The following is a 26,642-nucleotide window of genomic DNA, read 5'->3' as shown; positions in this document are numbered from 1 at the left end:
AGGAACAAAAAGATTATGACGTTATTACGCGTGTGTTTTTCCAGCGCAGCTTATACAGTTCAGGAAGCACAACTCCGATCAGCACTATAATAACACCAGTCCACTGCAGCCAGCTTACATGCTCATGCAGTACAAATGAGGACAGCAGAACTGCAACCGGCAGCTCGGCGGCACCAAGAATCCCTGCCATTCCGCCTCCAATATGAGGAACACCGATTGCAAACAGCACAGGCGGTATAAAAGCGCCGAACAAACCCAGCAGGAAACCATACAGCAGTAATTGTCCCCACAGCAAACCGTTGAAGATGAAGGTTGGCGGGAATAAAATACATAATAATACAAATCCGCCGGTAATCATCCAGGCACTCCGGTAGGCCGGGTGTGCGGCAGGAACGGCTTTGCCGCTGAATATAATGAACATCGAATAGCTTACCGCAGACAGCAGGCCCAAAGTGAGCCCCAACATATTGAAATGGGCGGCACCTTGATCCAAAATCCCCGCGGCCAGCAATGTTCCTCCGAACAGCAGCAGCAAAGTCAGCAGTGTAATTTTATCGGGACGCTGGCGTTTGCTTACAGCTTGAATCAGCACGCTGATCCATGTGAACTGGAACAACAGGATGATCGCCAGCGATGCCGGAATATAACGGAGCGACTGATAATACAGCAGACCAGTCAACACCGTCGGAGCTCCGGCGAGCATGAGCAGCAGTCTGTGCTTCCAGGTCAGTGCTGTTGACACACGCTGCGTTGCTGTTGCTGGAATGCCGCGGCTCTTTTGTTTGCGGTTTTCTTTGACTTTTGTATAGACTGCCAGCAGCCAAGCGAGTATGCAGCCGGTCAATAACTGTGTACCGACCACTTCCCCAAGCTGATATCCTTTTCCGTAAGCCAGCACAACAATTGTTGATAGGATACCATAGCTCATGGCACCCACTAAGACGGATATGAGGTATTTCAAATCTTTCATGTTTATTAATCCTCCTGAATCTTCTGAATCGGCCGCTGCACACAAAAAATCCCAACTCCGGGGACAAGGATCATATCATTTGATCCTTGTCATCGTAGTTAGGAAGAATAGGCTTCCTGTAGAAACCCTCGCCCTGTGTGTAGCAAATGGCTGCGAGGTTATACGAGAACAGTATGTAGTTTTCTGTGTTTCGACTGTTCATATGTTACACGGCAAGTGAGCAGACGTCAACACTAATTTCTTTAAATTTGTGGTTTTGTCTTAGGAACCCCTATCTAGCAATGGAACTGAAGTGTTACTCTTCATCACAGGACGTTTCCTGACGATGATAGATATATGCTGATATTGCCAGGAAAATTATGGAGGTACCGATGAAGATCAATCACAGAAAAGAACCTTTCCGATACACCTTTAAAGAGCCGGTCTCCTTCAACTTGTTTATTGTAAGCATAAATGGAATACCCGCTCCCGCCAAACCCGTACAGGCGCTCATGTATGACATCAGCCGTTCAGGTTGTGGTCTTAAGATGCCGCTTGCGCTTAGAGTAGACAGCAATCAAATCCGGATCAGCTTAAATCTCGTGCTGCATGAAGAACCATTGCAGTTGGAGGGCACGCTGCGCTGGGGCCGTGAGGAAGCAGATAATCATTATTACGGCGTTCAGCTGGACATCCCCGAACATGAACGCGACCGGCTTCCGCGTGAACTCCGGCTGCTGGCCGGGCAAAGCAAAATCATTGTCAAATAGAGGATTGCGGCGTCAGCTCCTTGACAACCTATGCCGCAACTGATTGACATCCCTGATTGGCGGCTGCCCAAAGAGGCGGGCATATTCCCGGCTGAATTGCGACGGGCTTTCGTATCCCACCTGAAATGCCGCCTCTGCGGCTTCTGCGGTCTCTGACAACAGGAGTCGCCGGGCTTCCTGCAACCGGACCTGTTTCAGATACTGCAAGGGACTCATCGCAGTAACTTCTTTAAAATAATAGTGGAGCGAAGATACACTCATGTTGACCATTTTGGCCAAATCATGTACTTGAAGCCGCTGCCTGTAGTCACGGTTAATCCGGTCTATAACGGCTGCGATTCGCTGGGCATGGCTGCCGCTGATAACAAAAGACTTGATAGACGCTCCCTGTTCCCCCTGCATGACCCGATACAAAATCTCCCGAATCATCAATGGTGCCAGACCTTCAATATCCTCCGGGTTATCCAGCAACCGGATCAGCCGAATGACGGCGTCCAGCAGAGAGGAGCTGACGGAACCCACCGCCAGCCCCCGGCTGGAATGGTTCCCGGCTTCCCCGCCAGAACGCGGCATCTGCAGCATATCAACAATTTGATCCGGTTGAAAATTTAACTGTAGGCCCAGATACGGCCGAAGTGCCGTCGCCTCCAGGATTTGGCCTTTGATAGGAAGATGTACGGATGCCAGCAAATACGATCTCGGGTCATAACGGTAGCTCTCCTTGGCCAACATTACCAATTTGCTTCCCTGGGCAATCATACAAAGAGCCGGCTCATAGATCGCGAACTGCGGTTCCTGCTCGCAGGAAGCGCGGAATAAATGCAGCGAAGGTATTGCGCTCAGGTGCTTCCCATCGGTTCTTGTATGCCGTTCAATCAAGGAAGCCAGTTCCCCCTGCCCTTCTAAGGACAGTTCTTCTTCCGGTTGTGTCTGGTTCATCTTTACCCCTCCTCTCTCTTTACTCTAATCCAGCTTGGAGAATTAGGCAATAATCCACGACAAACGCTATACCTCCAGCACTCTGCTTCCCCGCATAATGATAAGCAGAGTCACCAGTAACCCTATGAGGAGTGTAGCGGAAATGAACAAGAATATCTCAGGAAAAACCGTAGTTATTACAGGTGCAAGCAGTGGTATAGGTGAAGCTACCGCCCGCTTGCTGGCCCGAAGCGGCGCCCATGTTGTTATGGCAGCGCGGCGGACCGGACGGCTGGAAGCAATCGCTGCCGAACTGGAAGCAGAAGGCTGCACCGCATACTTCCGTCAGGCGGATGTCACCAAGCTGGAGGATATGCAGGCTGTAGTTGACTTCACCTGCCGGCAATTCGGACGGCTTGACGTGGTCGTGAACAATGCAGGCGTCATGCCTCTTTCCCTTCTGGAGAGTCTCAAGCTGGAGGAGTGGAACCAGATGATTGACGTGAACATACGCGGCGTACTCCATGGAATTGCCGCCGCCCTGCCTATTATGAAGGAGCAAGGCAGCGGCCAGTTCATCAATATCGCCTCGATCGGCGCTTATGAGGTTTCGCCCACGGCGGCCGTATATTGCGCCACCAAATTTGCGGTCCGGGCCATCACGGAAGGACTGCGGCTGGAAAACGTGAGCGGAATCCGGGCAACGTTAATCTCGCCAGGAGTTACTGAATCCGAGCTGGCCAATAGCATTTCGGAGGAGTATGCGAAAGAGCTGATGAAGGAATACCGGAAGCAGGCACTCCCTGCCGAGGCTGTTGCACGGACAATCCTTTTTGCCATCGAACAACCGGCCGATACCGCTATTAATGAACTTGTTGTCCGTCCCTCCTAATCTATCTGCAGCTGATCAGCAGCCTATTGCTGCTCTGCCTTTACACACAACGAAGCAAGAGCCCGCGACAGACGCGGGCTCTTGCTTCGTTGTTTAGACTGTCTTCGGCTTGTACGACGTACTTGCGTAGGTTCACAGCCCGCAGTTGCCATAGCTGAACACACCGCTAGGCAATACCGCAGCCTTCCCCTATTGCTCGGCACGGAGGACAATTTTACCAGCTGCATGATGCGTTTCACTTTTTTCATGCGCCTGCCTGATTCCTTCTTCGTTCAGCCAGAAGGTACTGTCAATTACCGCCCGCAGTTTGCCTTGATCGGCAAGCTCTGCAAGCTTCTCCAGCTGACTGCCGCTGGGCTCCATCATGAATTGAACGCCGGTGACTTGGTATTTCTCCTGCAACTGCTCATCGGGTATCTCAACAAGAGAGACCAGCCTGCCGCCGGGTTTTAAGATCTCAAAGCTTTTACGCTGAATATCCCCGCCCATCGTGTCCAGCACGAGGTCATAGTCTGAGAGAACCTTCGAAAAATCTTCTTCTTTATAATCAATAAAACGATCGGCACCGAGCGATTCCAGCAGTTCCTTGTTCCTGGAACTGGCTGTTGAGGCCACTTCTGCTCCGAAATGTTTGGCCAACTGGATAGCAAACGTGCCGACCCCGCCCGAACCGGCGTGAATTAGAACCTTATCGCCTTCTTTAATCTTTCCGTGGTCAACGAGCGCCTGCCACGCTGTCATCGCTGCCAGCGGCACGGCTGCAGCTTCTTCAAAGTTGAATGCTTTGGGCATCTTGCTCACCACATCCGCATCTACCGCGATATACTCGGCATAAGTGCCGAAATCACGCGGACGTGCGAAGACACGTTCATCCGCCTTAAACCGGCTCACATTCTCGCCTACCTCAACGACCACACCGGCGGCATCTCCGCCTAATACTAATGGAAAATCACCAGTGGCAGAGCCCATAGCGCCTTGCCGAATTTTAAAATCCACCGGATTTACAGATGTTGCCCTCAGCCGAATCAATACCTGATTGGGTTCAATCACCGGCTTGGGAATTTCTTTGCCCACCAATACTTCAGGTCCGCCAAATTGTTCAATCACAACTGCCTTCATGCTTCGGATCACGCCTCTCTTCAAGAGAATATCTTCCTGAACCAAATCCAGGTTCCTTATTGATTAGCCTCCAGACCTGATTCTGCCACAATTTGTTGTATATCCGTATAATGTATCAAAGTGTAGTTTTGGAGAAATAGGCAATAACCCGCTAACAGTGAAATATTCCTTTGGAAAATAGATACAAAATGTGTATCCTAATGAGTATAGTCTTCTATGCCAACTAAAATCTGAAGGTTCGGAGGAGAATTTATTGTTATTTGAACATACTTTGAACGGGTGGGATTCCTGGAGCAGCGTTTTCCAATCGAGGGAGGCCTTTTTCCCTTTAGCCAATGCTATCTTCCGTAAAGAAGGTTTACCTTTGGCAGAATCCTTAGAGAATCTTCCTCCAGGCACCAACGCAGTCTTCAAAGCCAATGAGCTAATCATTAAAATCTACGCCCCCATACAAACTAATATGGATACGCAACAAGACTACGCCACTGAACTGGCAGTAATGAAATTTGCTATGAATCATAATATTTCCATCCCCAAGATCATCGGGCACGGTGAGTTTATGGACAAGTATTTGTTTCGTTATCTTATTATGGATTATGTACCTGCCGCATTTTCCATTCAGGAACTTTTATTAGCTTCTTCATCCGAGAAGAAAGATTTTGCAGATCACATCAAACAGATCTCTGGAAAACTCCATCAGCCGGCGCAAAACTTGCTGCCCCGCATTGACCTCAGAAATCAAGACAACCGAATGAACCGCATGGATGGGTTGAATCCGAATCTCATCAAAGAGCTGGCAAGAAGCGCTGAGAACTTGGATTATGATGAAGTGGTTTTGGTACACGGTGATATCACGAGGGATAATCTGATCATTGGTACTGATCGCTCCGTTACGCTAATCGACTTTGCAGACTGCATCATGGCTCCAGCCTATTACGAGCTGCCTGCAATCATATTTGAATTGTTCTTGTGCGATCAAGAGCTGGTGGCGGAATATATCGGTGAAGAAGACCGGGAATTGTTCCTGGATGCACTAATTAAAGGCCTTTCTATTCATCTTTTCTGTGGTTTCATCTTGAAAGATTATTTCGAAAGAATTGACACACCAAGAGATAGTGTAGCAAGCATAGACGAATTAAGGCTGTTGTTGCAAAAACAGTTGTTTCCACATTAAACAAGGAGGTTTGCAGAAAATGAGTGAAGTAGAAAATACCTCGGGTTGGGACGCTATAGACGCAGCTTTACAGAACATCTATGGAGACCAAGAGCCCAAACACTATGGAACTATAATTCCGTATATGCTGGGAGGCCCTGACCCTCTGAATGGCATCAGTGTGTATGAAGTAAAAGAGCCTGTAGCCCATTGGCATTTTGTTACCTACGGCTTCTCAGAGCTTTACGATAAAGAGAGCAGTGATCCTGATTACAGCGGTTATGGATTTGAATTGACCTTCCGGCTGTCCAAACCAGACAACGAAGATGAGCCCCCTGCCTGGGCATTGAATCTCCTTCAGAATATGGGGAGATATGTGTTTGGCAGCGGCAATATCTTCCGTTCCGGTGATTACATGGACGCGAATGGACCTATTTGTCAGGGAGCAGATACGCTTCTGACTGCCCTCTCCTTCATTGCCGATCCTCAGCTACCGGAGATCGAGACCCCTAACGGGCGGGTGGAGTTTCTGCAAATGATCGGCATTACGCAAGAAGAGCTGCTGGCTATGCAGGTCTGGAATACGCTTGGCGTTCTTTCGGCAATCTCTGAGCATATACCGCTCTACACAACTAATCTGCTGAGAGATTCGCTGCTGAGCCTCCCTGCGGTTTCTGAAGCCGTTCGGATTGGCAGTGAGACGGAGGGTTCAAATACCGGAATTCTCTATGTTGATCAGTTGTCCTGGAATCCTTCACCTGCCGGGGGCATCTCCAAGACATTGACCATCGGCGCAAAGCAGGCTGAGGTTGTTGGTAAATTGCTGCGGGGAAGAATCTTGAAAAAGCGTAACTTGACCTTATCCGGCCCGGAGACCCGGATCGTCTTCGAGCCGGGTGAGGCCAGAGAAGTACAGGAACAGGAGGATTCAGTCACAATTAAGCTTGATCCTGCTGCGGCGACAGCAATTGCCCGGCTGCTTACCCCTGTAGCCGGAACTTTCGCGGTTCCAGCTTGGCCGGAACTCATTGTGAGTATCGTACCTACCCATATCAAAGACAGTGAAGGAAATATCGTTGAAAGTATCGGATAAGCCCTTTAAAGATTTGAAGCGCTAAGAGGCTTTAATGCTGTTTTGAGAAAGGCTTCTATTTCAGGAGTAAGCTTCTTTTTCTCTCAAACACCCTTTAATAGAATTACACTTGGCCCTTTGGCTCTACGGCATAGGTGGATTGCAGTGCATAATCACTACACTTTCACCCGCATCCCCCCCGCTGTAACCGTCTTCTCCCTGCCGGATCATACGTATATTTATTCTGCGGCGGGCGCAGAATAAAAGCTATCCATTGCATAAATATAACACCTTTTGTTAGTTTCATAGAAATTATTGATAGGCTATCAAAAAAGAATTGATTGGCAAAAGGATGTCAGGTTTTAGTAAAATTCTTTTAAATTCTTAGTAAATGATGGGTTTAACCATATCCACTATACAGACAAGGAGTGTTCATCAAGTGTCTACCCTCACACCGGAAGCCTCAGCTTCGGCCGAAAGTTATGTACGGCGTATCTATGAAGAGGTCAAACGCCGCGATCCTCAGGAACGCGAGTTCCATCAGGCTGTCAAAGAAATTTTGGATAGCCTAGTACCAGTTCTGGCCCGCCACCCCCATTACATGGAGCATGCGATTCTGGAACGGCTGGTTGAGCCGGAACGCAGCATTTCCTTCCGTGTTCCCTGGAGCGATGACTCCGGTCAGATCCGCGTCAACCGCGGCTACCGGATCCAGTTCAACAGTGCTATCGGACCTTATAAAGGCGGCATCCGTTTCCATCCATCCGTCTATTCGGGCATTGTCAAATTTCTGGGCTTCGAGCAGATATTCAAAAATGCTCTGACCGGCCTGCCGATCGGGGGAGGCAAAGGCGGTGCCGATTTCGATCCCAAGGGCAAGTCGGACCGGGAAATCATGGCCTTCGCCCAGAGCTTCATGACTGAGCTGTACCGCCATATCGGTCCGGATACGGATATCCCCGCAGGTGATATAGGTGTCGGCGCGCGTGAGATCGGCTATATGTTCGGGCAATATAAACGGATCCGCGGGGGCCATGAAGCAGGTGTGCTTACCGGCAAAGGTTTGTTATACGGCGGAAGCCTGGCGAGAAAAGAAGCTACAGGCTACGGTCTCGTTTATTTCGTGCAGGAAATGCTGGCTGCGCAAGGACTGGACTTCCATGGGCAATCCGTCGTCGTTTCCGGTTCAGGCAACGTTTCGATTTATGCCATGGAAAAAGCACAGCAGCTTGGTGCACTCGTTGTCGCCTGCAGCGATTCCGCCGGGTACATCTATGATCCGAAAGGCATCAATGTCGATACTGTCAAGCGATTAAAAGAGCAAGACCGGCTGCGGATCAGCGAATATGTCAAAGAGCATCCCCATGCGGTATATACGGAAGGCAGCACAGCCATCTGGACCATCCCTTGCCAGATTGCCTTGCCTTGCGCCACCCAGAACGAGCTGGATGAAGAGGCAGCGCGGACGCTTGTAGCAGGTGGGGTGAAGGCTGTCGGAGAAGGCGCCAACATGCCCTCTACACTGCCGGCCATTGATTACTTTCTGGAGCATGGAATCCTGTTCGCACCGGCCAAGGCAGCCAATGCCGGCGGTGTAGCCGTATCAGGTCTGGAAATGAGCCAGAACGGAATGCGGCTGTCCTGGGCCTTTGAAGAGGTAGATGAACGGCTGAGGCAGATTATGAAGAACATTTACCGCAGCGCTGTCCGGGCAGCAGATGAATACGAAGTGCCCGGCAACTTGGTGGCCGGTGCCAACATCGCCGGCTTCCTGAAGGTAGCCGACACTATGCTGGCCCAAGGGGTCGTCTAAGACTGACAGGCTGACCGGCTACTGCTTAAAGAACATTCTTAAAATCAGCTAACAAAAAGACGTGCCGGAACCCGGCACGTCTTTTTGTTATGATACTTTCAGCTCTCCTATGAGTGCATCGCGTCTGATCTGTCTGTGCTGTTGTTACAGCAATTCGCGGCGCAGGACTTCCGCAGCTTTCGGGGAAAGATAGCCCAGCGGAATATCGAATACCGTCTTCGCCCCAACTGCCCCTTCATTGCTAAACCGGTAAGCGGCTCTGGCATAAGCTATAAGTACGCTGGCCGTAAACTCGGGATTGCTGTCGAGCTTCAGACCGAATTCAGCAATTTGTTTGCTGCCGTTGCCCGTGACCGCGCTGCGGATAACAAATCCGCCATGCGGCATGCCGGAATGTTCTGCGGCAAGCTCTTGTTCTGTAATAAACGTCACCGTCGTATCATAGTCGGCAAAATAATCAGGCATGTCTGTAATGGTACGCCGTACGGCTTCCTGATCTGCCCCCTCTTGCGCTACGACGAAGCAGTCGCGGCGGTGCTTCTCGCGGGTGGACAGCTGTGGCGTCTCTCCGGAGCGAATACGTTCAATTACTGCCTGCACCGGTACAGTGTACTGGACTCCTGCCTTGACGCCCGGCACACGGCGGATCGCATCGGAATGCCCCTGGCTGACTCCGGTACCCCAGAAGGTATAATCCTGTCCTTCCGGCAGCACAGCCTGCATCAACAGGCGGTTCATGGAGAAGAGTCCAGGGTCCCAACCAGTGGAAATCACACCGACTTTTCCGCCCTCTTGTGCAGCGGCGTTTACCTTTTCATAGAAATCCGGAATCTTGGCATGGGTATCAAAGCTATCCACCGTATTAAACAGCTTCACCAGCTGCGGCGTCTGATCCGGCAGATCCGTCGCCGATCCTCCGCATAAAATCATTACATCGATTCGGCCTATGTACTGTTCAACATCGGAAAGGCGTTCTGTCAGGACACCAGTTTCCTCCGCCAACGGGCCGGGATCCCGGCGTGTAAAGATGGCGACCAGCTCCATATCCGGATTTTGTTGAATCGCCTGCTGTACCCCTCTTCCCAGATTGCCGTATCCTACGATACCTACTCTAATGTTGCTGCTCATGATGATCCTCCCCTGCCGGATAATTCCGGGTAATTTAATAACTTTAATTACAAGTATATATACATCACATGAAATGTAAACATTTTTCAAGAATTAGGATCGGATAATACGTTTACTTCCTTCTTTTATTTTTCCGCAAATTCATATACGATTAAAGCTTGAATCCAATAATTATAACAATCCGGAGGAACCATCATGGCACGACCGTTATTCGCCCGTCTGCAGGGGAACAGCCGGGGCTGTCTCGCATTCGAGCCTTTTTTCCTGATCCCGTTCAGCATGTTCTCTACCTACGCAACCTTGTATATGTACGAGCTTGGCGTTACGGAGATGAATATCGGCTGGATCACAACAATTGGGCTTATCGTTCAAGTTTTGTCTTCTTTTATCAGCGGCTATTTAACTGACCGGCTGGGCCGCAAGCGGGCGATTTTATATTTTGACCTGCTTAGCTGGAGCTTGGCGACGCTGTTGTGGGCGTTCTCGCAGAACCTGTGGTTTTTTGTGGCCGCCGCCTTCATCAACGGTTTTCAGCGTGTGCCGCATGTTGCTTTCTACTGCCTGATTGTTGAAGATACCCGGCCAGCCGACCGTACCTACGTGTTCACACTGCTGCAGATCATCAGTGTCATCGGTGGTCTGTTCGCACCGCTCGGCGGTCTGCTCGTCGCCCAGTACGGAATGGTGCAAGGTGTAAGGATTATGTACATACTCGCTTTTGTCCTGATGACGTTCCAGTTTGTCGGCCGTCATCTGACCACCCGCGAAACCGCAGCCGGGCTCCAAAAAAGACAGAAGACGCGCGAGCTTGGGTTAAAGCAGAGCCTGATCGAGTACAGTGGCGCTTTCCGCGAGCTGTGGGCTGACAGCAATCTGTTGCTGATCTTCGCTGTGTACATCCTGTTCAACTTCCAGGCCACATTGAAGACGACATATCTGTCTCTTTATCTGGCAGACTATTTGCGGCTGGACAACGGCATTCTGTCGCTCTTTCCGGCAGTGTCCTCCGTCATTATGCTGCTGACGCTCTGGCTGATTATGCCTAAAATTCCGGAGCAGGGTGCGAACCGCTCCATGATGGCGGGGTTCGCGTTGTCCGCTTTATCAAGTGTTATGCTTGTGCTCTACCCGTCATCCAGCCTGCTCTGGATCGGCCTAAGTACCATCCTGTCGGCAGTGGGATTAATGATCAGCTCGCCTTATCTGGAAACCGCTGTCCAGAATGCCATCGACGATGATAAACGCGCCAAGGTCTTTTCCATGCTGTCCGTGCTGATTCTTCTCTTCACCTCACCTGCGGGCATTATCGGCGGATGGGCTTACAAGCTGGACCCGCGGATTCCGCTGTGGCTGGTTACCGCCGCCTTTGTCCTCTCCTATACTCTGCTGCATCTATACCGCAAACGAGTTAGCAAGCTAACTGTAGGCTCGGCGTTCTAATCAAGAAACGAATTGCCGTAGCATAAGAAATACAACCAGCATCGTGTAAGAACAACCCAAAGAAGCCGCGTTCAGCCCGGCTTCTTTGGGTTTACCTATACAATTGTATGTCACATTTACTTTTTCAGCAGCATTCCTGCGGTAAACTCGGCCCACTGCGGACTGTTGAACGCCGAACATAATCCCTCTTTTTGAAACCAGGAAATATCGTCGGCCAACCGCTGCGGAGTAATTTCCACTCCACTCGCAGTGAGTTCCCGAATGAAGGTCATTGTCTTTTCAACTTCATTAGCTTTGATATAACAATACAGACAATCCATAGCCAGCTTAGGCTCCTCCTTGGACGCCCTCTCCAGATAAGTCCCCCAATCATACCAGCCCTCTTCACTTAAGTCTCTCTGGTTCTCAATTGGCGGGTAGGAGGAAAAGGAGGCGTATTCGTTCTCCTTCTTAAATCCAAGTCCCTCCGCGATGGCCCGGGAGCCGGCATTGGATGAGACGCACAACCATTCAACCCTGCTATACCCTTTGTCAAAACAAAGCTGTACGACCCCGGCAACAACCTTCTTGGCCAATCCCAGCTTTCTAAACGGACCATCTGTATGAATTCCTACAGCGATGGTATCTCCTGCGGAGCAGTCACTTAAGGACCAGCTGACAATTTGATTCTCCTTACGGATATAACAGCCGCAGCCACCTTCCTCAAACCGTTCTTCACTTCCCCAGGCTTGGGCCCACTCCAAGATCCGGTCTGCATTGCCGTAATTTTGTTGCTTCAGGTCTTTCAGGTTAACGGGCTCCATGACATAACCTTCAGGAAGCGACAATTCCGGTTGTATGAACTCCCTGCTGCTGAGACTGTATTTATACCTTGTATACTCTCTAATGAATCTATTGGGGTGAATAGCTGGGATCTTGTCTCGCCATTCGCCCGAATCGGGGGTTACGTTATCCCAAAAATCCAGCTCTTCAGTAATTTCTTTATTAAAATCGGTGTCGCCTGCATTGCCGGCAAGCAAAATAGTCTCACTCGTCGCAATAAGTACGGCATCCGGATGTTCCGCTGAATTCACTTTTACCTCGCCCGGCATTTCTCCGTTCAGCACCGAAAATACGGACAACTCGTTCCGACTTTCCACAAGATGCCTTACCTTACCATATTCCTCTTTGTTCAAAACAATCATAGGTTAATCCTCCAGATCTGCTGTCAACTGCAATGATTACATAATATTCATTTTCAGACCCCCATCCATATTTTACAAGGGATTGTTTGGTTATAACCAATAATTCCAGCCCCCGGTGAAGGCTATCAGTCTGCTTTCTGCTGAGTGACAAACCCGGAGATCGAGTTTAAATACTCGGTATTGGTCAATTTCCCGGGTGCAAAAAGAGCCGTCATCACGGTCAGCAGCTGTGAATCCGCAAGCGGTTTATTCATCATGGAGTGGTCGGCTTCCGGGATTTTGACTACTGTCAGCAGTCCGGCTGAAATCTCTTTCCGGTAGACTTGCTCTGTTTCTTCCACATCCACGTTGATATCCTTGCCTCCCAGAACAAGCAGTACCGGTGAATTAAAATAGGTTAATTCTGCGGTAGCGTCAGACTGGACGTTTTTGCTGATAAAGGTCCATCTCTCTTCCGTGATGAGATGTTCAGGATCGGCTATGCTCAAATACTCCTTGTAAGAAGCCCCTGCCTTAAGCAGGTTCAACACTTGCTGATTGTATTTTTCTTTTTGAATGATTTCCTGAGCACTTATGCCGGCCTGCTTCATTTCCTCCTTAGTATTGAATTGACCTTGAGTGATCCAGTTTATAGCCGGTGAGACGAGAATGCTGAAAGCAATATGGCGGTTTTCTCTCACTACCTTGGGTATGACCCATCCGGCTTGACTGGCCCCCCATAAACCGATGTTATCGGCATCAACCATTGACAACGTTTGTGCCCATTCTATTGCATATTGAATCTCCTGTGCCCGGTCCTCCATACTCTGATCCAGCCAATTGCCCGGAGCACCCCCGATTCCAGGCTTGTTCAGAGACAAGGAAGCATATCCGTTAGTTGCCAACACCTCCCATAAAGGCCTGTAACCTTCTTCATGATCGGCATTAACCGGGCCGTCTCCATGGACAAAAACAACAAGCCCGACCTTTCCGGAGTACTCCTCCGGCAGCACCAAAGTTCCCGTTAAGATGCCTTGCGGCGTTTCAATCCGCACGCTCTTTTCAGTCATTTCGTAGTCATTCTGATAGAGTATAAACAGAACAGCGGCAGCGATCAGGCTGCCCATGATCCATAATGTCATTTTCATCGCTTTCTTCACGTGATGTTCACTCCCTGCATGTGATTACACTCGATTCCCAGGTCATTAGATGCCAGGCTGGTTCCCGGAAGATTAGATGCCTGAGCACATTGTAACGGGTCCTCCTGATGCCGAATGACAGCTTGCGATAAAGCTGGATCGCTTGGGAATTGCTGCATGAAACATGCAGTGAAAGCACTTTGCACCGGGATTGTACAGCCATATTCTTGGCATAATTCAACAGCTGTTGTCCGGCCCCCTGATTCCGCTCCCTGGAACTGACAGCAAGATGTTCAATGTAGCATTCGGTTTCATGCGGAGCATAGCTCAGCGCACCCAGTCCTGTCAGCAGCTTCAGAACCTTTACGGGGCCATATTGTCTGATCAACTGGACTATATTCACCTGACTCTGCGGATTATTCCGGGGTTCTGAAGGCTTCCATTTTAAAGAGAGCACACCGGCGATCTTCCCGTCTTTTCGGGCAACAAATTGTTTAACAGATGCATCTCTGCAGTCAAAGGTCCAAAGCTTCATTAATAATTCTGTCATCTCTCGATCGCTCAAATGAACAAGGGCTTGAAATTTGCTCCGGAAAGAGTCAACCAGCAGCTCGCACACCTGCTCATGATCCTTCTCATGAAATGGCTCAATCTGAAACTGGGATAGATGCATCGTTTTCAGTCACCCTTTCCGATAAGCCCACTTTGGCTTGGATTTGATAATGCAGCTGCTCGTTGCTGAACATGGACAAATAGGACTTTTCAATCACCACAATTTGACCTTGGCGAGTATACCCATGTTCTTGTATATATTGTTCCAGCTGCAAAACCTCTTGTTCGATCTCTTCCTCCCGATGCACAGAAAAGTTCTTCAGCAGATAGTCACCTTCTTCAAGCACGTAATCGGCAGGTTCCATGGTCTCATAACATATCCGGATCACTCCGCCACCTGTTAAGTAATGCAGATCCTGTTCATACAAATCCGAAGGAGCGGGTCGGTGTTCATACAATGTTCCGGCAGTAAGCACTTGATGCTCATCAAGAGACAGCCAGTGTCTCAAATACCGGGGACCCAAAGAAACCATCACAACTTCCTGATCACGTCCCTCCATTTCCGCCTGTTCACTCAATACCTTATGAATGAATTGTTCCAGCTTAACCAATCTGTGGATTTCTTCCTGAACTTTGGTCAGCGACTGTTCAAAAACCTGCTTGTACTGACTGCCGGAGTATGAAGTGAGACATTGCTCGATCTGACTAACCGGAATATTCAGTTTGCGCAGCAGCAAAACATGGGATAGCTGATAAATCTCATCGATCCCATACATCCGGTATTGATTGTCTTCCGTAAATGCCGGGTATAGCACGCCCTTTTCTTCAAAATAACGCAGTTGATGAACAGAAACGTTCATTAATTGTGATAATTGGCTAATCGTAAGGGTATCTCTCAAATGCGGGGCTCCTTTGTCTCTTTTGGATATCTCTACTATAAACCTTAGGTCTGACCTAAGGTCAACCGAAACATACAAAGATATCACCCAACTCTGCGCATAACGCACATTCAACAGCAAACAGACCCCCTCCCAAAACAGGAAGACGGCCTGTTTTTGAATCTAATATTCAAAGGTTTAGATTATGGCAGATACACCTCAGAAATGCCGGTAACAAAATCATCCTTGTACGTAACTTTGCATAAGGGCGAATTGTCAGAGTATTGATTGAGAAATTCAATAAATTCCTGCTTGGTTACGTCTTTATAAGAGCCCCAGTTCTCCTGGTCAAGGATGCTGTACTTCGTTTCAGCTGTTACTTTCATAAGGTCTGTAATTGTATATTTGTTAAGAATATAGAATCCGCCCGGCAAGTTTTCCTCCGTAATGTTCAAATCCTTAAACCGCGCAGAATCCTCAAGTGTCAGCCACTCAACATTGTCAAAATCAAAGGATTCACTGTCCAAGCTGAAGTTCAGAACATATCCTAAAGTAGTGCTTTCCGGAGTGACGGCAAAGTCTGCTGCTGTTGCATTATAATCCACCTCAAGCTTATCCTTGGCAACCGTTGGCCCGATAAAAGTTTTGATATACCGAATGGCCACCTGCTGAGGATCAAGAAGCCAGGCCTCCTCCCCCTCATCAGCTTGTGCCTGCAAACGGTCATAATATTCTGCGGGCGGGAGATCACTTTGCGGAGTATGGTAGTACTCATTGCCACGGGTATCCTTCCAGCGTTCAACGGCCCAAATTCCTTTATCCCCTGCTTGCGCGGGCTGTGATAACAGCAGCTGGCTGGTCTCCCCCAGGGTCAGTGGAAATTTGACCAGAATATGCTTCCCGCTATAGGTCTCATGAGATAATAGCTGTTTGCCTTCAAGGAATACACGAAGTGCGGTCTCCTGGCCGGCAATTGTACTTATATCATATTCTGCGCTCCGGAATGAGCCCAAATAATTCGGAGTATCCTGTTCATAGGAAAAAACCATTATCGGATCGCCCATGCTGCCCTCTTCGATAAGCATTCCGTCTTTCAGATCAAATGCCCCACTTACTTTAGCCGGATCATCAGGCTTCAGGCGATACTCCAGGTGCCAGATTTGCAAAGAAGCAGGCATCAGATTATCAAACTCTGCCAGCTTTTCAAACTTTGTGATGCTGCTGTCCACAATTTTGAACTTATTCGCCTCATTGCTGGCAAAACCCGCAATCTCCTCTTCGATGAACTGCTCGGCATAATCCCGTTCAGTTAATGTGGTTTGTCTCGGATTACTCATAAGACCCACACTGACAGCAGCAATGGCAATAATAACAAGGATCACTACCCAGAACGCGGGTTTCCTGTAGTTCAGGATATTGAGAATGCGTCCTTTCGTATTATTCTCACCAAAGGCAAGCGGTGAACCGCCTATGAACCGTCTGCCCGCCGAAAGTGTTAAAAGTGAAGTGGAATAATCCTTTTTGATGCCGCTGCCCAGCTGCCGGATGACACTTTCATCGCAAGACAGCTCCATATCCTCGCTCATTAGAACAAAAGCTATCCAAACCAGCGGATTAAACCAATGTATGCATAATACAGCAAATGCTAAAGGTTTGATCAGATGGTCAAGTCTTTTGATATGCACCTGTTCATGTTTCAGAATATACCCACGCTCATGTTCTCCAAGCTCTGCCGGAAGATAAATCTTGGGCCTGATTGCCCCGAACACAAATGGGGTTGCGAGTCCCTTCATCTCGTAGATATTTCCGCTGATCTGCTGTGCAGGTTTCAAGCTCCGAACTAACCGGACCGTTGCCCTTATGCTGTAGAGGAGCAGCACCGCAATTCCAAACAGCCATACATATTGGCCCACAAGCAGCCAGATATTCGTATCGGCAGCAGTACTTGTATCCACCACAGATGCAGCGGCAGTTGCAGGTTCAGCCAGCAGGTTATTTAATGCTTGCCCGCCTCCGGCTAATCCGCTTGGAATCTGGGGCGGCTGTGTGGCGATCCGCTGAAGCGGGATCTCCTGCGCTTTGGCAGGAATCAGGCTGAATACACTTTCGAAGGAGAACGGGCATACGAGCCGGAACAACACCACTGACCACAGGGCATAAGAGAAAACCTTGGGAACTTTTCTAAGCAGCAGCCGGGCCACAATCACAAACACGATGACATAGCTGCCGGTAAGGCTCATACTCAAAAGTTGCAAAAACAGCGATTCCACCGCTATTCCTCCTTATGATCCTGAATCACTTTAAGAAACTCGTCAATCTCTGTGTCGCTCAGTTTACGGCTCCTTGTGAATGCGGCCAGAAACTTTGGCAACGATCCCTGAAAGATCTCCTCTACAAACTGCTTGCTCTGCTGGGCATAGAAATCATCTTTGGAGATGAGCGCTGCCACCACACCCTCTTTGTTTTTAAAAATCCCTTTGCTCTCCAGACGTTTCAGCATCGTATAGGTCGTCGATTTTTTCCAGATCAATTCAGATTCGCACAGCTTCACGAGGTCGCCCGACGGGACTGGCTCATGGCTCCAGATGAGGTCCGCAAATTTAGTTTCCATCTCCGTCAGTCTAATTTTGTCCATTTTACAGAACTCCTTTGGGTCTACAAGCTGTAGACTAATGTAGTCAAAGTTTACAACTTGTAGACCGTTTTGTCTACCAGAAGTTCCACTTTTTAACACACGCTATATTTGGGACAGTTTATTTATAAGTGTTAATTCCCGGAAAAGAAGCAAAGAATCCTGTTAAAATAAGGAATTATCATACCTTTTATTGGAGGGAAGCTTTTGAACACTATGCTCGCATTGGCAGAAGCAGCTTTACAGCAGTATCGCATAGAAGTAGCGTCTATTCATTTTGTCGGACAAAGTGCAAGCCAGGTTTTTAAAATTGTGGATACCCGCAACAACAGCTATAGCCTGCGAATTCATGCAGCAAAAAGTGAAACCATGGACAGAGATTGGACCTCACCGGAAACGCTCCGCTCGGAAATGATATGGCTAGAGGCCCTGTCGGCGGGGACAGACTTAACAGCACCTGTACCCTGCCGGAATCATCATAGCGAATTGGTGACGGATGTAGACGGAATGAAGTGTACACTTATTAAATGGCTGGAAGGGGAACAACAACAATTCATTACTACTGTGGAAGACGCCGGACGGATAGGTGAAATGATAGGAAAGTTGCATCAGCGGGCTTTCTCATGGATTGTACCTGAACAGTTCACAAGACCGGTCTATGATGGAAAGCGGATCGGGCAAGCGCTTGATAAGCTTCACCATTGGGGCAAGGCAGGGCAAATCGAAAGAGAAAATGCTGAGCTGCTTACAGTAGCAGGCCAACGTGTGATGAACATGATGAATACCCTCGATACCACGCCAAATTATTGGGGAATCATTCATGCTGACCTGATCCCCAGCAATTTTATTTTTTATAACCAAGAATGCCGCCCTATTGATTTTGGTGCCTGTGGGTTCGGGTATTTCCTGTTTGATCTGGGGTGGACCTTCTCCTATATTCATCCGGCATACAGGGAACAATTATTGAAATCCTACTCCGGTCATTTTATGCTGCCGCCTAATCACATTGAGCTGTTGGAGGGTTTTTTTGTAGCCGCACAGCTTGAAACCATGAATTTTTGGATAGGGCTGCCTGATGCCAAGGATTGGCTGCCGGAGCATATTCAAAGACTGGCCTCCAGAGAGTTTAAGCATTATGTTAACAAAGAACAATTTCTGTTCACATGCACACCCTACTGGGAGTAATCGCATAATAAAAGAAACATATGTTCCCTTTATTTAGTTCATATGGTATAATTCATCCAAATACATTAGATTCGCTTGGAGGTTAATTATGCGGGATTCAATCTTAGAGGAAAAGCTGGAGCATCCAAAAATCTACAGAAACCTGGCTAAGCTGAACAGTCTGGAAATGTTTTATCTGGATACACGAACGGAAGGTCCGGTAATCCTTTGTCTCCACGGCAGATGGGGCAGAGCAGAAACGTGGGTTGATTTCATGCAGCATTACGGCAAACAGTACAGAATTATCACCCCCGATCAAAGAGGGCATGGACTAAGCAGCAAACCTGTATCCAAATATACGGGTGAAGAAATGGCCGGGGACATTGTTGAACTATTGGATCATCTGAAGATCGATTCGATCATTCTGGTAGGCCATTCTATGGGCGGGAGGGTAGCCGGATATCTGACAGCCATGTACCCAAATTACATACAAGCCTTAGCGATATTGGATAAATCCCCATCCGGGCCTGCCACGCCAAGCCTGCTGCCACTGGATCAGCTACCATGTGTTGAGCCTGTAACCAAGGATTGGCCGCTGCCCTTCTCCAGCCTAAACGAAGCGATGGACTATATCCGGCAGGCCATGGAATCGGAGCTTAGCTATCAATATTTCATGAACAGTCTGATCGAAACCGTCGATGGATACCAGATGATGTTCAGTCCCCAGGCGATGGCTGCCAACATACAATATAAAGTAAATTGGTATCACCTGCTGCCGGAGATCAAGTGTCCCGTTTTACTGATTAGAGCTAAGAACAGTGAGGGCGTACCGGACGAGGATTATAACAAAATGCAGTCCCTGCTAGCGAATGGTCATGCCTATGAAATGTCCCATCCCGACCATAATGTGCATCTCAGCAACAAGGAAGAGTTTTATGCCTATATGGATGGATTTTTAGGTCAACTTTAAGCAGCCGGAAACGCAAAGAGGATCAGGAAAGTTCGCCATCGGCGATCTTCTCTGATCCTTTTTTCAGTAGTTGTGAATGAATATATAAGTTGAACTTTAGTTCAACTCATATAGCGTAGCTAAACAAACCTTACTCCTGTGTCATCCACTCTATCAATGTTTGATTAAACAGCTCCGGTTGTTCAAACATCGGATTATGTCCGCTGTGCTCAAAGATTACCTTCTTCACATGGGGGTATGTCTCGTCGATAGCCTCCCATAAGGAAACAGGCCCAACCAGATAATCATATCTTCCCAGCCCGATAAAAACCGGCATACTGACATCCTTCAGCATCTGCAGCAGATTCATCCCGGCAAATACCTCGCCCCACAAATAATCCATAACCGGCATATTTGTTTGTACCTGTTCCCACATATAGGCTGCATCAAAGGAATAGTCGTAGAAGCTCTGTGCACCCATTCGAATACACATGTGAACGAACCGGCGTTCCGGGTCTAGCCTGATGTCGCCTTCTAGCAGAGCCATGTCCTGTTCGAATCCTGTCTTTCTCTCCAGACTTGCAGTCTCATTGAAAAATGCAGCGCTCTGACTTTGCCTTTCCCGGCTATTGCTTGGCGCTGAATTCAGCAGAATTACTTTGTGAACCTGCTCCGGATATTTCCTGGCATACGCCAGCGCCATGAAAGCATGCCCTGAATGCCCCATTATGACCACATCACTCAGGCCAAGCTGCTGCCTTGCGAGCTCGAGGTCATCCAGCACCCGGTCCAGCCGGTACTGCTCCGGCTTCAAGACTGCAGACGGACTGGCAAAACCTCTATGATCAAGGAATATAAACTGAAATCGTGCAAATAAATCTGCCGAGAAGAGCTGCGGATAAAAGACGCTGCTGCCTACAACCAATATCTTTGGCCCGGTTCCTTGTACAATATAATTCAGTTTAACACCGTCATTGCTTATCACTTGTCCTCTGTTCATCTCAAAATCATCCTCATTTCATTTGTTTATTTTGCGCATCCCTCCTTTCCCTTCCTGAACCCATGATATTTTCCATTGAGCGTTCCAGCACTCTGCTCCCCCCTTTTCCAAAAGATTATATCATTCTCCTGTTGTTTACAGATGGGAGAATTTAAGTGTTTAATATTATGGAAGCTGAGAACTTTCCGGATTAAGATGAAATGAATGAGGATGTGGATTGATCACAGGGGGGAAAGTGATGGTAAAGTACATCTATAAGAACAAAGAAAGTGAAGCTAAAATGCATGATTTTTACGATACAGCACTTGCTGCTCTAGATGTGATGTACGAAGAGCAGATCATTAACACCAGTTATGGAAGCACACATTTGCTTATCGTTGGAGATAAGTTAAAGCCGCCTTTATTTACCCTGCACGGTGGAAACGGTATTAACCCGTTGAATCTAAAGCTTTTTTTGCCACTGCTTGATAACTATTGCATTTATGCACCGGATGTAATTGGCATGCCCGGAAAAAGCACCCCTTATCGAAACCTATCCCCCTCGAAAGATGATTACGGTTGGTGGATCAGTGAGCTGCTGGAAGCCTTAAGATTTAACAGTATGATGTTCGTAGTCAGTTCATACAGCTCGGCTATGATGTTATCATTGGCCAAAGTTGATCCTGGTAAAATAACCAAGGCCGTGCTGCTTGCTCCTTCCGGTATTGCTCATGGTTCACTCCTGCCCATCTTTACAAAAATGATGATTCCTATGATGACGTATATGCTTCGTCCTTCGAAAGAGCGGCTGGTAAAGATCTTCGATCCGATGCTGACGGAAAAGGATGTGCTATGGTACCAATTCTTTAATCTGCTCTTGACCTGCTACAAGATGGAAATGCGTGCTCCGAGAGAGTTCAAACGAAAAGAACTGAATGGTTACTCTTCGCCATTACTAATTATTTGTGCAGCAGATGATATTTTTTTCCCTCCCCATAAGGTCTTCACAAAAGCCCGGACAGTCCTTGGAGGCTGCGATATCAAGGAGATGATCATCAAGGGGAAACATTTGCCCACAGCAGAAATCATGTGTAATGTATGTAAGGAAATTGATCAGTTATTTAAAGAAGTACACGAACATCAATAAAACAGTCAAAACTCATATCAGCAATCTGCGCAGCAAGCTAAAAAAAGCAAACCCGGCTATAGAATACATAGAAACGGTATGGGGCCTCGGCTACCGCCTGTACAAGGAGTAAACGCTGTTCCCTGTAGTTTTCCGGCAGTTTTTCGACTGTTTGTATCCGCTTAACCTTTTCTAAACCTGCCGCCTTTACACTATAGCCAGAAAGGATTGGTGGGCATGATGAACAAATATGTGCTGCGAACAAAAGGTTTGACAAAAAGCTACAAAGGTGCAAATGCCCTTAAGGATCTGTCCCTAACGATAGAAGCCGGCCGGATCTACGGTATAATCGGGTAATAGCACTACAGAGCACGGCAGGCACAACCTCCGCTGCTCTGTTTTTTTGTGCCGATGAGATGGTTTGCAAGGGTTGAAATTATAAGATCAACGCTGTATGATATATCTAATAGTTACATATCTAATAGATACATTATAGTCAGGAGCGAGGGTTATGGCCAAATCGGGAAATACAATGTTCGCAGTTCTGGGTGTTTTAACGAAAGGAGTCTATTCCGGATATGACATCAAGAAGCATTTCAGCGGCTCGCTTCATCATTTCTGGAGTGAAAGTTACGGGCAGATTTATCCTGCTTTGAAGGAGCTTGTTGCCCAAGGATATGCGGTGGAAGCCAGCACACCCATTCAAACACGCGGCCAGAAAAAGTATCAGATTACACCTGAAGGCATGGAGCATTTCCGGAAATGGCTGTCCGCCCCCATTGGCGCCCTTAACTACCGGGATGAATTGCTGCTTAAGGTTTTTTTTGCAACCCCTCAGGATAAAGAAGTCATTAGAGGTTTGTTCGAACATGAGCTGGGTGAGCTCACAAATGCCATGGAGGTTTACCGCGAACAACAGCGTGCATTAATAACACAGAAGCAACCGCCGGAAGATTTACCGATGTGGATGTTAACCCTGAATTATGGGATCCTGTCAACCGAAGCTAGACTGCAGTGGTGCAAAGAATCAATTGAATGGTTAAATCAACAGCGTTAATGAGGGAGTGAAAAAAGTGAATCAGAGTAAACTGCATAACATCCAGGGTGTAAACTTTAACATCGAAGTACAAGGAGCAGGTGAACCGCTTGTGCTGCTGCATGGCGGCTACTCCAACCTCAAGGTGTGGGATCTCCATGTGGAAAGATTGGCTCAAGCCTATCAGGTGATCCGGTATGATCAGAGAGGATATGGACAAAGCGATGCTATCACCACTCCCTTCTCCTATTATCAGGATCTGAAATCCGTTCTGGATCATCTTGGGATTACCCGTGCCAGTCTTGTCGCCTCTTCTTTTGGAGGGAGTGCTGCGATTGACTTCGCTCTGGCCTATCCGGATCGTGTCAGCAAGCTAATCCTTGTTGCCCCTTCCGTTAACGGTGCCAAGTATCCCTTGCGGCTGTCCTGGGAAGGCATGAAGGATTTCCTGAGAGTCCGCCGGGTTGGAATCAACAAGGCTGCGGAGCATTTTATGAAGAACAGCTTCTGGCACTACCTCGTTCCACAAGATCAGACGCTTCGTGCCCAATTCAAAGAGCTTTATGTCAGTAATGAAGTCTTTTATCAAGGTAAACCCAATTTGCATCGTCCTTTAATGCCTCCGGCCTACAGTCGCTTAAATGAAATCAGTCATCCAACCCTTGTTATGGAAGCCGGGCTGGATTCACCCTTCAACAAGCAGATCTGTAGTTACGTACATAAGAACATCCCAGCTTCAGAATTCGTCCAGCTGCGTCAATGCGGCCATTATCCGCATCTTGAGCAGCCTGCTGAATTTATAGAGTTAATTATTGAATTCTTAAATAAAGACTAGATGGCTCGCCCCGGGAAAAGCACACAAAAAAGCCTGCGCCAAGGCGCAGGCTTTCGTTGTTTTTCTATCGCGTTTCATTACTGCAGTAGTGATGCTAGAGTCTCCACAAGGTAGCACAACTCGTAATACCCGCGCCTACCGACCACATAAAGAACAAGTCGCCGCGTACCAGCGTTCCGTCCTTAATCGCATGGTGAAGGGTGATAAACGGACTGCTTGTGCCTGTGTAGCCATAAATATCCCCAATGTAAGGGAATTTAACGAGTTCCTCGTCCAGCTTGCCCGCGATATCTTTAATGACGCTCAAGTTTAACTGACTAAGGATATAGTGCTTCACATCACTTTTGGTATATCCATGTTCCTGAAGCAGCTGCTCAATATTGGATACCGCTGTCGGGAAAGCCACATTGACGTTATACTCCGGATGAAGATAAATTTTCTTCTCTTCAAGCGACAGATGTTCTCCGTACATTTGCGTCATGCCTCCGGCAGGGAACTGCATATCCTCCGCCTTCTGCGTATTGGTGTAGTAAGCCGAATCTATCAGGCCGGAATCCGTGTCCTCCACTCTCTCCAACAGAACCGCACAGGCCGCATCTCCGCAAAGGCCCTTGGACGCCAGGTCCCCCTCTTTGTAGAAACGGGCAATCTGCTCCGACCCTACAATGAGTGCGTATCTCACTCTGGGAGTGGATATCATGGATCGGGCTGCTTGGTCAGCAGCGACAACCATACCTACACAGTTGGCATTGCTGTCATAGATAATGCAGGAATCTTTACCCTCCAGCGCCTGATGCACAAATGCAGCATCTGTCGGAGCGCTGAAATCATGTGTTCCTGAGGAGAATACGATCATATCCAAATCGCTTCCGCTAAGCCCACAGTTCTTCAATAGCTTTTTGGATGCTTCAATAGCCATATAAAGTGTGCTCTCTTCATAGTCCGCCGCGTAATAACGATCCTTACGGCCAAAGAACTCCCAAATGCCGATAAGCTTGTCCGCTGAAGCTCCGGCCTGCAGAGCCAATTCCTCATTGCTGATCTTATAGGCAGGATGGTACACTTCGGTGCTTACTATTTTGACACTAGCCATGGTTGACCACCCTCTGCTTTAGATTTAGGATATACGATTTAGGATTTAGGATTTAGGATTTAGGATTTAGGATTTAGGATTTAACGATTGCCCAAGCCTCTTCCACCGTATCCACAAAATGTCCTTTAAATCCGGCACTTGGAGCTACTCTCTGTAATTGAGATTTGGCTACTACTTTCTTCGGATTCACCAGAACCGCATGTTTAAATCCGTTATACAGCACATAGCAGCGTTCCAGAACCGGGAGTATCTCCGGCTTGAACGGCGCCATATCATTGCAGTCAATAATCAGAGACATCTCGTGGATTGGCAAAGTCGGCATGGACGCCTCGAATATTTCCACTTCTTTTACCGTTTCAGCCAATTCGGCAAATCCATGCAAGCTGATGAAGATGGTGTTGAATTCCGGGTACATTTTAGTTTCTGCGATCATTTTTTAATGACACTCCTCTAGTTGTTTTTTTTCAATTTGCGATTGCGGGATTCATTGGAAATAGGTTCATACCCAATATTTACCGCTTTACTACTATCGTCAAATTGCACTGTTTTTTTGATAGTTTCTGAAAATTCATTTATGGCGTTCTGACTATTGTACGAAGCACAATATAGTCATTCGCGTCGCGTGAGATCAAAGTGTCTTTATTAAAATACACAAAATTGTCCGCACTGCGGTTTCGTTCCCCAAGTAAAAAGAGTTCCCCATTTCGGAGGTTCACTCCGCGGGCTACCAGTTTATTATTCATCATTTCCGAGAACACCGCATAATTGTCACCCACGATTAAGAGATCATTCCGGTCGCCAATTACCCATTCACGTTTGAGCAATACTTTAACCGGGGCTCCGGCTTTACTGCGGTCCATCGTCATATAGATGAAGTAATTTTTGGTCTTGCCGGCAGCATCCACTTCTTTGGAGTCAATCATCCAGACAATATCTTTACCATTCGAAGCTACGAGGTTGAAGGATTCATTTTCTTTCAGCTTGTAGAGCTCAATTGTTTTTGAACTTGGCAGATCATACAGATACAACGTCCCGGTGTCCCATTTGCTATAGATGAACTTGTCATCTACAAACTGGTGGACCTGATCAAAACCAAGATCATTGATGGTCTGAGTTTCCAGCGTCGTTTTGTTAGTGAAGTAAAAATCTGAGCCACTGCTGTGTGCATAATATTTGTCACCCACACCCAGTAATTCCGGAGTTTTCACTTCCAGCGGAAGCTCGCTTGTTTTTTTGGTTTTCAAATTGTACTGTACCAGCTTCTTCGGGTAGATATTAATTCGTTTAGTCACTTCAATTGTAGACTCATAATAATAAACACTGTCTCCCATAAGCTGCAAGTTCGTTTTGAACGTGTTAGTAGAAGTGACCTTCTCCGTCGTCTTCTTCTTCCAGTTATGTAAGTACAGCTGATGAGCCCCTTTGCTATCCTTCTCCAGTGAAGCGATTGTGTCACCTGTGAACTTGTAGTTGTAGTCAATCGGCATGTTATATGCAGTTTTGACATCCGTAAAAGTGTACTTCGCAGCTGCGTGGACCGGGGTGGCAATCAGGGGCCCAGCGGCCAAGACTGTAGCCAGAATAAACGCTAAGCCAGGCCTCAATTTGTGGCGAATCTTCAAAAACATGATTTTTTCAAGCTCCTTTTGTTGTATTTAGACAACAAAAAACCAAACTACATGAGCGTCCCCGCTGTCATGCCGCTTTCGTGAGCGGTTTAGACCGGTGGCTTTGCGTCTTCCGCCTTTCGGCGGAGTTGCCTTTGTTCATCAGCTGGCGCTTCCGAATCACAAACATATTTTGGTATTTATTATCTATCTAAATTTATAATTCGACAAGAGT

25 protein-coding genes, 1 pseudogene and 2 riboswitches are annotated in these 26,642 nt (G+C 47.8%); of the genes and pseudogenes, 12 read left to right on the top strand and 14 right to left on the bottom strand.

Going from position 1 to position 26,642, the window contains the following annotated elements:
• Positions 1 to 13 precede the first annotated feature (13 nt).
• The gene (locus MHI45_RS33855; protein WP_341118681.1) at positions 14 to 970 is read right to left on the bottom strand and encodes an EamA family transporter; all 957 of its coding nucleotides are present in this window, start codon (positions 968 to 970) and stop codon (positions 14 to 16) included.
• A gap of 75 nt (positions 971 to 1,045) precedes the next feature.
• Positions 1,046 to 1,156: riboswitch (purine riboswitch) on the bottom strand.
• A 185-nt stretch (positions 1,157 to 1,341) separates the two neighbouring features.
• Between MHI45_RS33855 and MHI45_RS33850 the strand changes: the two genes are divergently transcribed.
• Positions 1,342 to 1,719: a PilZ domain-containing protein gene (locus MHI45_RS33850; RefSeq protein ID WP_076112747.1), complete on the top strand. Its 378-nt coding sequence runs from the start codon at positions 1,342 to 1,344 to the stop codon at positions 1,717 to 1,719.
• Between the two features lie 12 nt (positions 1,720 to 1,731).
• Here MHI45_RS33850 and MHI45_RS33845 read toward each other — a convergent pair whose 3' ends face one another.
• Positions 1,732 to 2,658 (bottom strand): AraC family transcriptional regulator, encoded by a 927-nt coding sequence (locus tag MHI45_RS33845; protein WP_076112746.1) that lies wholly within the window; start codon positions 2,656 to 2,658, stop codon positions 1,732 to 1,734.
• Positions 2,659 to 2,800: 142 nt separating this feature from the next.
• Here MHI45_RS33845 and MHI45_RS33840 point away from each other — a divergent pair, with 142 nt between their 5' ends.
• Positions 2,801 to 3,529, top strand: coding sequence for an SDR family oxidoreductase (locus tag MHI45_RS33840; protein ID WP_076112745.1), 729 nt, complete (start codon positions 2,801 to 2,803; stop codon positions 3,527 to 3,529).
• Between the two features lie 189 nt (positions 3,530 to 3,718).
• Here MHI45_RS33840 and MHI45_RS33835 read toward each other — a convergent pair whose 3' ends face one another.
• Positions 3,719 to 4,672 (bottom strand): NADP-dependent oxidoreductase, encoded by a 954-nt coding sequence (locus tag MHI45_RS33835; protein ID WP_341118680.1) that lies wholly within the window; start codon positions 4,670 to 4,672, stop codon positions 3,719 to 3,721.
• Between the two features lie 229 nt (positions 4,673 to 4,901).
• Between MHI45_RS33835 and MHI45_RS33830 the strand changes: the two genes are divergently transcribed.
• The 3 genes from MHI45_RS33830 to gdhA all read left to right on the top strand — a co-directional run bounded on the left by MHI45_RS33830 (position 4,902) and on the right by gdhA (position 8,686).
• A complete protein-coding gene (locus tag MHI45_RS33830) occupies positions 4,902 to 5,822 on the top strand; it encodes a phosphotransferase (RefSeq protein ID WP_341118679.1) in 921 nt (306 codons plus the stop codon).
• A 19-nt stretch (positions 5,823 to 5,841) separates the two neighbouring features.
• The gene (locus MHI45_RS33825; RefSeq protein ID WP_341118678.1) at positions 5,842 to 6,894 is read left to right on the top strand and encodes a suppressor of fused domain protein; all 1,053 of its coding nucleotides are present in this window, start codon (positions 5,842 to 5,844) and stop codon (positions 6,892 to 6,894) included.
• Between the two features lie 418 nt (positions 6,895 to 7,312).
• Complete coding sequence (gene gdhA / locus MHI45_RS33820) at positions 7,313 to 8,686, top strand: NADP-specific glutamate dehydrogenase (protein ID WP_256718200.1); 1,374 nt, start codon at positions 7,313 to 7,315, stop codon at positions 8,684 to 8,686.
• A 144-nt stretch (positions 8,687 to 8,830) separates the two neighbouring features.
• Here gdhA and MHI45_RS33815 read toward each other — a convergent pair whose 3' ends face one another.
• Positions 8,831 to 9,814: a diaminopimelate dehydrogenase gene (locus MHI45_RS33815; protein ID WP_341118677.1), complete on the bottom strand. Its 984-nt coding sequence runs from the start codon at positions 9,812 to 9,814 to the stop codon at positions 8,831 to 8,833.
• A 195-nt stretch (positions 9,815 to 10,009) separates the two neighbouring features.
• Here MHI45_RS33815 and MHI45_RS33810 point away from each other — a divergent pair, with 195 nt between their 5' ends.
• A complete protein-coding gene (locus MHI45_RS33810) occupies positions 10,010 to 11,254 on the top strand; it encodes an MFS transporter (protein ID WP_341118676.1) in 1,245 nt (414 codons plus the stop codon).
• A gap of 116 nt (positions 11,255 to 11,370) precedes the next feature.
• On the opposite strand, the gene MHI45_RS33805 is transcribed toward MHI45_RS33810, so the two are convergent.
• The 6 genes from MHI45_RS33805 to MHI45_RS33780 all read right to left on the bottom strand — a co-directional run bounded on the left by MHI45_RS33805 (position 11,371) and on the right by MHI45_RS33780 (position 17,621).
• Positions 11,371 to 12,438, bottom strand: a complete 1,068-nt coding sequence (locus tag MHI45_RS33805) for a GNAT family N-acetyltransferase (protein ID WP_341118674.1) — start codon at positions 12,436 to 12,438, stop codon at positions 11,371 to 11,373.
• A 125-nt stretch (positions 12,439 to 12,563) separates the two neighbouring features.
• Complete coding sequence (locus MHI45_RS33800) at positions 12,564 to 13,577, bottom strand: alpha/beta hydrolase family protein (protein ID WP_341118672.1); 1,014 nt, start codon at positions 13,575 to 13,577, stop codon at positions 12,564 to 12,566.
• A 7-nt stretch (positions 13,578 to 13,584) separates the two neighbouring features.
• On the bottom strand, positions 13,585 to 14,229 hold the full coding sequence (locus tag MHI45_RS33795) for a GNAT family N-acetyltransferase (protein WP_341118671.1): 645 nt from the start codon (positions 14,227 to 14,229) through the stop codon (positions 13,585 to 13,587).
• Positions 14,204 to 15,007: a MerR family transcriptional regulator gene (locus MHI45_RS33790; protein ID WP_341118670.1), complete on the bottom strand. Its 804-nt coding sequence runs from the start codon at positions 15,005 to 15,007 to the stop codon at positions 14,204 to 14,206. The genes MHI45_RS33795 and MHI45_RS33790 overlap by 26 nt, the downstream gene beginning before the upstream one ends.
• Before the next feature lie 182 nt (positions 15,008 to 15,189).
• On the bottom strand, positions 15,190 to 17,256 hold the full coding sequence (locus MHI45_RS33785) for a M56 family metallopeptidase (RefSeq protein ID WP_341118669.1): 2,067 nt from the start codon (positions 17,254 to 17,256) through the stop codon (positions 15,190 to 15,192).
• A 2-nt stretch (positions 17,257 to 17,258) separates the two neighbouring features.
• Entirely contained in the window at positions 17,259 to 17,621 is a 363-nt protein-coding gene (locus MHI45_RS33780) for a BlaI/MecI/CopY family transcriptional regulator (protein ID WP_341118668.1), read from the bottom strand.
• Positions 17,622 to 17,834: 213 nt separating this feature from the next.
• On the opposite strand from MHI45_RS33780, the gene MHI45_RS33775 reads away from it, so the two are divergent.
• Positions 17,835 to 18,803, top strand: a complete 969-nt coding sequence (locus tag MHI45_RS33775; RefSeq protein WP_341119141.1) for a phosphotransferase — start codon at positions 17,835 to 17,837, stop codon at positions 18,801 to 18,803.
• 88 nt (positions 18,804 to 18,891) lie between these two features.
• Positions 18,892 to 19,752 (top strand): alpha/beta fold hydrolase, encoded by an 861-nt coding sequence (locus MHI45_RS33770; RefSeq protein WP_341118667.1) that lies wholly within the window; start codon positions 18,892 to 18,894, stop codon positions 19,750 to 19,752.
• 130 nt (positions 19,753 to 19,882) lie between these two features.
• Here the strand turns inward: MHI45_RS33770 and MHI45_RS33765 are convergent, their stop codons facing one another.
• The gene (locus tag MHI45_RS33765; RefSeq protein ID WP_076112732.1) at positions 19,883 to 20,731 is read right to left on the bottom strand and encodes an alpha/beta fold hydrolase; all 849 of its coding nucleotides are present in this window, start codon (positions 20,729 to 20,731) and stop codon (positions 19,883 to 19,885) included.
• Positions 20,732 to 20,969: 238 nt separating this feature from the next.
• On the opposite strand from MHI45_RS33765, the gene MHI45_RS33760 reads away from it, so the two are divergent.
• The 4 genes and pseudogenes from MHI45_RS33760 (at position 20,970) to MHI45_RS33745 (ending at position 23,707) form a co-directional block, all read left to right on the top strand.
• Positions 20,970 to 21,857 (top strand): alpha/beta fold hydrolase, encoded by an 888-nt coding sequence (locus MHI45_RS33760; protein ID WP_076112731.1) that lies wholly within the window; start codon positions 20,970 to 20,972, stop codon positions 21,855 to 21,857.
• 1 nt (position 21,858) lies between these two features.
• Positions 21,859 to 21,969: pseudogene (locus MHI45_RS33755) on the top strand (winged helix-turn-helix domain-containing protein); the annotation flags it as partial.
• 378 nt (positions 21,970 to 22,347) lie between these two features.
• Entirely contained in the window at positions 22,348 to 22,893 is a 546-nt protein-coding gene (locus tag MHI45_RS33750; RefSeq protein ID WP_076112730.1) for a PadR family transcriptional regulator, read from the top strand.
• Between the two features lie 16 nt (positions 22,894 to 22,909).
• Positions 22,910 to 23,707: an alpha/beta fold hydrolase gene (locus MHI45_RS33745; protein WP_179091813.1), complete on the top strand. Its 798-nt coding sequence runs from the start codon at positions 22,910 to 22,912 to the stop codon at positions 23,705 to 23,707.
• 94 nt (positions 23,708 to 23,801) lie between these two features.
• Here MHI45_RS33745 and MHI45_RS33740 read toward each other — a convergent pair whose 3' ends face one another.
• From MHI45_RS33740 to MHI45_RS33730, 3 genes are all read right to left on the bottom strand, one after another.
• On the bottom strand, positions 23,802 to 24,800 hold the full coding sequence (locus tag MHI45_RS33740; RefSeq protein ID WP_076112729.1) for a ketoacyl-ACP synthase III: 999 nt from the start codon (positions 24,798 to 24,800) through the stop codon (positions 23,802 to 23,804).
• A 73-nt stretch (positions 24,801 to 24,873) separates the two neighbouring features.
• Positions 24,874 to 25,233, bottom strand: coding sequence for a hypothetical protein (locus MHI45_RS33735; protein ID WP_038590982.1), 360 nt, complete (start codon positions 25,231 to 25,233; stop codon positions 24,874 to 24,876).
• A gap of 139 nt (positions 25,234 to 25,372) precedes the next feature.
• The gene (locus tag MHI45_RS33730) at positions 25,373 to 26,428 is read right to left on the bottom strand and encodes a hypothetical protein (protein ID WP_076112728.1); all 1,056 of its coding nucleotides are present in this window, start codon (positions 26,426 to 26,428) and stop codon (positions 25,373 to 25,375) included.
• A 51-nt stretch (positions 26,429 to 26,479) separates the two neighbouring features.
• Positions 26,480 to 26,571, bottom strand: a riboswitch (cyclic di-GMP riboswitch).
• Positions 26,572 to 26,642 lie beyond the last annotated feature (71 nt).

It is taken from the genome of Paenibacillus sp. FSL H3-0321, assembly GCF_038002865.1.
Lineage (GTDB): Bacteria > Bacillota > Bacilli > Paenibacillales > Paenibacillaceae > Paenibacillus_AQ.
The sequence above is the reverse complement of the archived record's forward strand: the minus strand, read 5'-3'. Positions and strand labels throughout refer to the sequence as shown.

Coding starts and splice junctions, on each gene's coding strand:
- MHI45_RS33855 (WP_341118681.1), bottom strand. CDS start 970: ATGAAAGATTTGAAATACCTCATATCCGTCTTAGTGGGTGCCATGAGC.
- MHI45_RS33850 (WP_076112747.1), top strand. CDS start 1,342: ATGAAGATCAATCACAGAAAAGAACCTTTCCGATACACCTTTAAAGAG.
- MHI45_RS33845 (WP_076112746.1), bottom strand. CDS start 2,658: ATGAACCAGACACAACCGGAAGAAGAACTGTCCTTAGAAGGGCAGGGG.
- MHI45_RS33840 (WP_076112745.1), top strand. CDS start 2,801: ATGAACAAGAATATCTCAGGAAAAACCGTAGTTATTACAGGTGCAAGC.
- MHI45_RS33825 (WP_341118678.1), top strand. CDS start 5,842: ATGAGTGAAGTAGAAAATACCTCGGGTTGGGACGCTATAGACGCAGCT.
- MHI45_RS33815 (WP_341118677.1), bottom strand. CDS start 9,814: ATGAGCAGCAACATTAGAGTAGGTATCGTAGGATACGGCAATCTGGGA.
- MHI45_RS33810 (WP_341118676.1), top strand. CDS start 10,010: ATGGCACGACCGTTATTCGCCCGTCTGCAGGGGAACAGCCGGGGCTGT.
- MHI45_RS33805 (WP_341118674.1), bottom strand. CDS start 12,438: ATGATTGTTTTGAACAAAGAGGAATATGGTAAGGTAAGGCATCTTGTG.
- MHI45_RS33795 (WP_341118671.1), bottom strand. CDS start 14,229: ATGCATCTATCCCAGTTTCAGATTGAGCCATTTCATGAGAAGGATCAT.
- MHI45_RS33780 (WP_341118668.1), bottom strand. CDS start 17,621: ATGGACAAAATTAGACTGACGGAGATGGAAACTAAATTTGCGGACCTC.
- MHI45_RS33775 (WP_341119141.1), top strand. CDS start 17,835: ATGCTCGCATTGGCAGAAGCAGCTTTACAGCAGTATCGCATAGAAGTA.
- MHI45_RS33770 (WP_341118667.1), top strand. CDS start 18,892: ATGCGGGATTCAATCTTAGAGGAAAAGCTGGAGCATCCAAAAATCTAC.
- MHI45_RS33765 (WP_076112732.1), bottom strand. CDS start 20,731: ATGAACAGAGGACAAGTGATAAGCAATGACGGTGTTAAACTGAATTAT.
- MHI45_RS33760 (WP_076112731.1), top strand. CDS start 20,970: ATGGTAAAGTACATCTATAAGAACAAAGAAAGTGAAGCTAAAATGCAT.
- MHI45_RS33750 (WP_076112730.1), top strand. CDS start 22,348: ATGGCCAAATCGGGAAATACAATGTTCGCAGTTCTGGGTGTTTTAACG.
- MHI45_RS33740 (WP_076112729.1), bottom strand. CDS start 24,800: ATGGCTAGTGTCAAAATAGTAAGCACCGAAGTGTACCATCCTGCCTAT.
- MHI45_RS33735 (WP_038590982.1), bottom strand. CDS start 25,233: ATGATCGCAGAAACTAAAATGTACCCGGAATTCAACACCATCTTCATC.
- MHI45_RS33730 (WP_076112728.1), bottom strand. CDS start 26,428: ATGTTTTTGAAGATTCGCCACAAATTGAGGCCTGGCTTAGCGTTTATT.